This window comes from Bacillus sp. 105MF, from assembly GCF_000374885.1.
Taxonomy (GTDB): Bacteria; Bacillota; Bacilli; order Bacillales; family Bacillaceae_G; genus Bacillus_A; species Bacillus_A pseudomycoides.
In genome coordinates this window covers 1-6019 of sequence record NZ_KB895646.1, presented here as the reverse complement: position 1 = coordinate 6019, position 6019 = coordinate 1, and the positions used below count along the sequence as shown (strand labels likewise).

Annotated in this window: 2 protein-coding genes; one reads left to right on the top strand and one right to left on the bottom strand. The window is 28.4% G+C overall.

The window, feature by feature from the left end; translation table 11 throughout:
• Positions 1 to 388: 388 nt before the first annotated feature.
• Positions 389 to 1657: a helix-turn-helix domain-containing protein gene (locus C564_RS0130880; protein ID WP_018768145.1), complete on the bottom strand. Its 1269-nt coding sequence runs from the start codon at positions 1655 to 1657 to the stop codon at positions 389 to 391.
• Positions 1658 to 2374: 717 nt separating this feature from the next.
• Here C564_RS0130880 and C564_RS0130875 point away from each other — a divergent pair.
• Positions 2375 to 5500, top strand: coding sequence for a type 2 lanthipeptide synthetase LanM family protein (locus C564_RS0130875; protein WP_018768144.1), 3126 nt, complete (start codon positions 2375 to 2377; stop codon positions 5498 to 5500).
• The last annotated feature ends 519 nt before the right edge of the window (positions 5501 to 6019 follow it).

Below are 6019 nucleotides of genomic sequence, written 5' to 3'. Positions count from 1 at the left end.
CTAGTTTGTGCAGCTACATTTTGTGTAGTATCTGCACTAGTTATATTCTCAGATAAAGAAATACCAGATAACATAATAGCCATAGTAAGAATCGCATAAATTTTTTTGATTTTCATAATTCCGACCTCCATTAGTAGTTGCTTTGTTAATTTAAATACTAATGGAGATCCTTTGTTAAAAAGAATTAGTAAAAATATTCGATTTGTAACTTACTTTTCTCACAAAAATAAGTTACAAATTTAACTAATTAAATTTGTAACTTATTATATAAAAAATTACCGTAATTCAGCACCTGACTTTACTGTAGAAACATGTAGAGGGAATTTTACGTATATTATTACCAAGATCCTTGATTATTCTTCCTCCTTATATGTATTTATAGTCTGTTTTAATTCGTCGAATTTTCAATTGATATTTTTAGATATTTTGCTGACATTTTATAAGCACGATTATCAAAAAAATAGTTTCCTAGTTCGTGAGCCAGTTTACTTACTAAAGGGTATTGTTTTCTTTCTAAACCCATTTCAATTGCTTTTTGCATATATTTTTCATATCCATAATAATCTCCTCTTAATTTGGATATCTTCCCCTTAAATCCATATAATTGAACATGAGCGTCAGGTACATCAGAATCTGATAAAAAATTAAATGCTTCATCCATAAATTTATTAACAGTTTTCCAATCTTTACATTCTATATGAACCTCTATTAAACTTCGTAATGTGTATATCTTTTGACTTTTTTGATGGAGAAACTCACTTTGTTGCAAGCTTTCTTCAAAGTACTGAATAGCATTAGTATAATCCTTCAAACCTTGGTAAATTTTTCCGTAATTGTAGGAAATTATAGGTAAATACATAGAATTATTATTATTTTTCACTCCAAGTTCTGCCTGCTGTAAGCATTCAAGAGCTTTGTCAAACAATTCATCTAACTGATACAGTAGTGCGAGCATTAACAGAGTGTTTATTACTTTCTCCTCCAAATTAAATTTCAAGGATATTCCGTAAGCCTTCCGAGCGTACAAACGACTAATGCTTTTATCTTTATAAAGCTCTTTATTTACAATACATAGATTATAATATATACTAGCGTGTTGCGGAGTCTCTTCTAGGCCTAGTAAACTCTCTGTCTTCACGTAAATTTCATGTGCGGCCATATAGTCTTGTTTACTATAAAAATAATGACCTCGAGCCATTAAATAATATATATAATCTTCAGTATACTCAGGGTCTATTTGATTTGGAATAACTTGCGAGGCCTGAGTTACAATTGGTTCTACATGTAATAAGTTATTATTTCGGGAATGATAGTATATTAAAACACCATAAGCCTTTAATAATAAAAGAATAGAGTCTATATCACGAACATACAGTTCTAAAGAAGATAAGTCTTTTTCACTTATAATATTATCATTTTTATACCTATTACATATTTCAAGAAGCTTAGGTTCTATATCCTCATGATCTGCATCTACAAGAAAATTGTAATCAACTTCTAGCCTTTTTGCGACCTTTTCTAAAAAAGGAGCTGAGGGTTTAATTTGTCCATTTTCAATTCTACTTAAATAAGTTATAGAACATATCCCGGATACTAATTCTCCTTGCGTAAATTCTTTATGTATACGTATTTGTCGGATTCTTTCACCAACGTTCATATTCCTTCTCCTTTCTCTGAATGAATATTTTTGGGCAATATTATATGTATTACCTATCATAATATGTGCATTGTCTGATATCTAAACAGAGAAGTAACATTGTATATTTCCTCATGCATATCAATCCAACTGTGAAGGGAAAATTGAATACAACGCAACTGTAACTAATTACTTTAATTATTAATATTTATTTGGATGCATATGGAACTTGTATGCCCGATTTACTACTATTAGTTGTCTCCTCCTTTTCGCTTGCATTACTATATTATACCAATTTGCTGATGATTACGCCTAACAAAATTCATCCTTTATACCTCCAACGTTTTTAGATAAAAGTCTTCTATCTAAAAACGTTAAATAATTCATGGGTCTTATATGTTGCAGAAACTATCTCAAATCACGAAACATGTAAAACAATACAGAAAAAACTATGAGAAATTTACAATTTTTTTAATTAAATTTTACTAATTGTTATTAACATAAATTAACACGTATATTTTAGGTATAGAAATTTAAGCAGTTAGAAGATAGTTACTCTAATGTTAAAAAATTCCTATAAATATGATAACCAATGTCATGTTTACAAACAGTCGAATATCTTAACAAGCTATCAATCTAGTTAGTCTATTTATTCTTATTGATACATTGTCGTAAATTTCAATGGATATTTTTTATCTTGAAAACATATTATACAAATATATTAAAGGAGAATGCTATATGACGTTACAACACGGTACATATTTATTAGAAAGAGAAAATACAAAAAATACATTTGATGAAGAACGTTATCAAAAATGGGTAAGTAAGACAGGGCTAAATGAATCGACTATTGATACTCTAATTCAGGAAAATAGTATGGAGTTAGAGCATTTCAAAACTGTATTATCAAACAAAGAGCATCCTGAGTTAACAACTTCTTTAGAATGGATCGCTATTGTCAACAAATTAATAAATGATGATACATATTACAATATAGATATTGAATACTTAGATGAATTTAAAAACATTTTGTTTTATACATTTTATGTACCGTTTTTCAACTATAGTTTGGAAGTAATATCAAATAAATTAAAGGACATACATGAAGAAAAAATGTCCTATATTACTATAGAAAACCTTAAGAAAAATATTTTATCAACTGTAGCTGATAGAATTAGCCGAATTGGATTAAAAGTATTAATAACAGAAATTAATATGGCGAGAACCGGTGATTTACTAAGTGGCGAGAATGAAAAGGAAAGATATGATAGTTTTATGAATGATTTTCTTCAGGATAAAGAATATATCCAGAGCTTATTTAATTCCTATCCTGTAATGGTTAGACTAATGGTAGAAACTGTACATAGTACTGTAGATGCAATGTTTGAGATAGTCTATCATTATACAGAAGATCGAGATCAACTAATTGAACTTTTTGGTAAGGATTTCAACACTTTAACATCAATTGATTTGGGAGCCGGTGACACTCACCAAAATGGAAGAACTGTAGCTATGCTAAACTTTAATAATAAAGGCAAATTAGTATATAAACCTCGTTCGTTAAAAACAGATGAATTATTTAATGAATTATTAACTTGGATTAATAAAAAAGGATTTAAAAAACCACTGAAAAACTTAACAGTATTAAGCAGAGATGAATATGGATATCAAGAATTTATTACAGGAAGCGAGTGTAATACCTCGCAGGAGGTAGAAAACTTCTATTATAGACAGGGCGGATATATAGCTTTATTTTATATACTAAATTCAACAGATTTCCACCATGAAAATATTATTGCTGATGGTGAGTATCCTATATTTATAGATTTAGAAACATTATTTAGTAATACAATTGAATTAAATGCTAAGCTAACAGATACTAAAAGTGCTTCTATCAAACTATCATTAGATATTAAGGACTCTGTTTTTCAATCGTTAATGCTACCTGCAAAATTCAGTGACGATCCTCTTATTGATTATGATTTAAGCGGTTTAGGAATAAGCGGAGAACTAGAAGTAGAGCCTTCGGCAGTAAATGCACTAGATAATGTATATAGTGATCAAATTAAAATGGTTAAACAAAAAATTAAGTTACAAGAATTCAATAATATCCCACGTATAAAACAAGAGAAAACAAATGCTAGTGAATACGCTCAAGAGATTATTAATGGGTTCACAGATATGTATAAACTAATATTAAATAATCAACAAGAATTTATATTAGAAAACGGTCCATTATATGCTTTTAAAGAGACTTTCGCAAGACAAGTTTTTAGACCAACTGAAGCTTATGCAAGATTTGTAGAAGCAAGTATTCATCCCAAGTACTTAAAAAATGGGGTTGATAGAGAAAGCTTATTTTATTATCTATGGCATGGTACTAACCTCCAACCGAAATTTAGCCGAATTACAAAGTATGAAATACAAGACCTTTTAAGAGCTGATATACCTTATTTTACTTTCAAAGTTGGTTCAACAAGTTTATTTAGTGCAGATAAAATTGAAATCAAAGATTTTTTTGATAAAAGTTCGATAGATGTAATAAAAGAAAAGCTAACTAAATTAAGTAGCACAGATTATGACCGACAAGTAGAATTTATAAAGCTTTCACTTAGTGCAATTGCTACAAACAAACAAAAAACATATACTCCTTATGGCTTTAAAGAAGTAGAAAAAAATCTTTTAGATACAAAAAATAATCACAAAGATCAGTTTCTGAATGAAGCGAAAAAAATAGGTGATGAAATAGTAGATCGTGCTATTGTCGGTGATGATTTCAAAGATGCTTTGTGGTTCGGTCTTAACTTGGATAGTAATGAGCAATTTAAATTGTCTCCTATAAGCACTGATTTATATAACGGTAGCTTAGGAATAGTGCTATTCCTTGGGGTTCTAGCAAAAGAAACTAATGATGAAAAATATAAAAAGTATGCTATTGCTGGACTGAATCATGTTGAAGAAAAGGTAGCACATACGAAATTATATTCAACTTCAGCATTTTCAGGATATAGCTCTATTTCATATGTATACGCTTATTTAGGAGAGATTTGGAATGATCAAAAACTCATTGATAAATCTAGAGAATATATAAATAAAATAGACTCTCTATTAATTGAAAATGAGACCATGTATGATTTTATAGGTGGATTAAGTGGTTCACTTCTTGTATTAATCAGACTATATGAAAAGTTTAACTTTACTGAATTAAAACCTATTTGTGATTTAATGGCTCAAAAATTATTAAATCAGGCTTCTCATCAAATAAAAACTAATACCTTACTCACTGGATTAGCACACGGTGCTTCTGGGTATGCTTGGCCATTATTAGAATATGTTTATAAAATGGATCAAAATCACTTACTAAATGACATATTGGCAATATTAGATTATGAAAATAGTAAAGTAAATGATAATCAAGATAATTGGTTAGATTTAAGAGGAGGTAAAAGTCTTGAAGCTCCAGCATTTTGGTGTCATGGGGCAGGCGGAATAGGGATAAGTAGAATAATGATGTCCCAATTTATTGAAGATGCTACTATTAATGATGATTTGCAAAAATCTATTAATATACTAATGACTAAAGGATTTGGTACTACCCACACCTTATGTCATGGTGACTTTGGAAATCTTGATTTTCTTTTGACTTATGCTCAAATAACAAAAAATAATGAGTATACAGAGATTTCAAGAGAAATTGGAAAATATGTATTAAAACAAAAAGAAGAGAATGGGAAATGGAATTTCGATCAAAACGGTGATACAAATATCTTAGGGTTCATGATTGGAACTTCAGGTATAGGTTTTGAATTGTTGCGTTTAAATAATCCTGATATTCCTTCCGTATTAAGTTTAGATTTGCCTTAAATTAAAAAATCTCTCTCTTAATTGTGATTATGTAACTGAAAATACAACAATTAAATTGCTTTTTTATTCAGAAGGTAAACTGATATAAAAAGCGTTATTGAAAAAGCATTCATGATGAATGCTTTTTTGTTATATACAATTTTTTAGCATAAATCAAGAAGTATAATTAAATGAAATAGATTCTATAAAAAGTACAAATAAAAATAACAAATTTGGTTCTATAAATATTTTTCATATAAAGTATATTTTAAGAGAGAAAATCTTTTAAATTTTGTAATCAAATATATTTATAGTTATTCAATCCAATTTTATATGTTTGTATGTTTTATATAATAATTGTTTTATATGTTTTATATGTTTATATGTTTTAGGAGCGTGAAATATGTTGATATATAAGGAATTATAGCACCTAACTATAACAGAAATGGTTATAAAGATAACAAATTTGGTTTCAACTATAACAAAAATGGTTATAGAGATAACAAATTTGGTTACTTAACTATAACAAAAATGGTTATA

What these genes read in the sequence shown, in the direction of transcription:
- C564_RS0130875 (WP_018768144.1), top strand. Translation starts at nt 2,375, where the DNA reads ATGACGTTACAACACGGTACATATTTATTAGAAAGAGAAAATACAAAA.
- C564_RS0130880 (WP_018768145.1), bottom strand. Translation starts at nt 1,657, where the DNA reads ATGAACGTTGGTGAAAGAATCCGACAAATACGTATACATAAAGAATTT.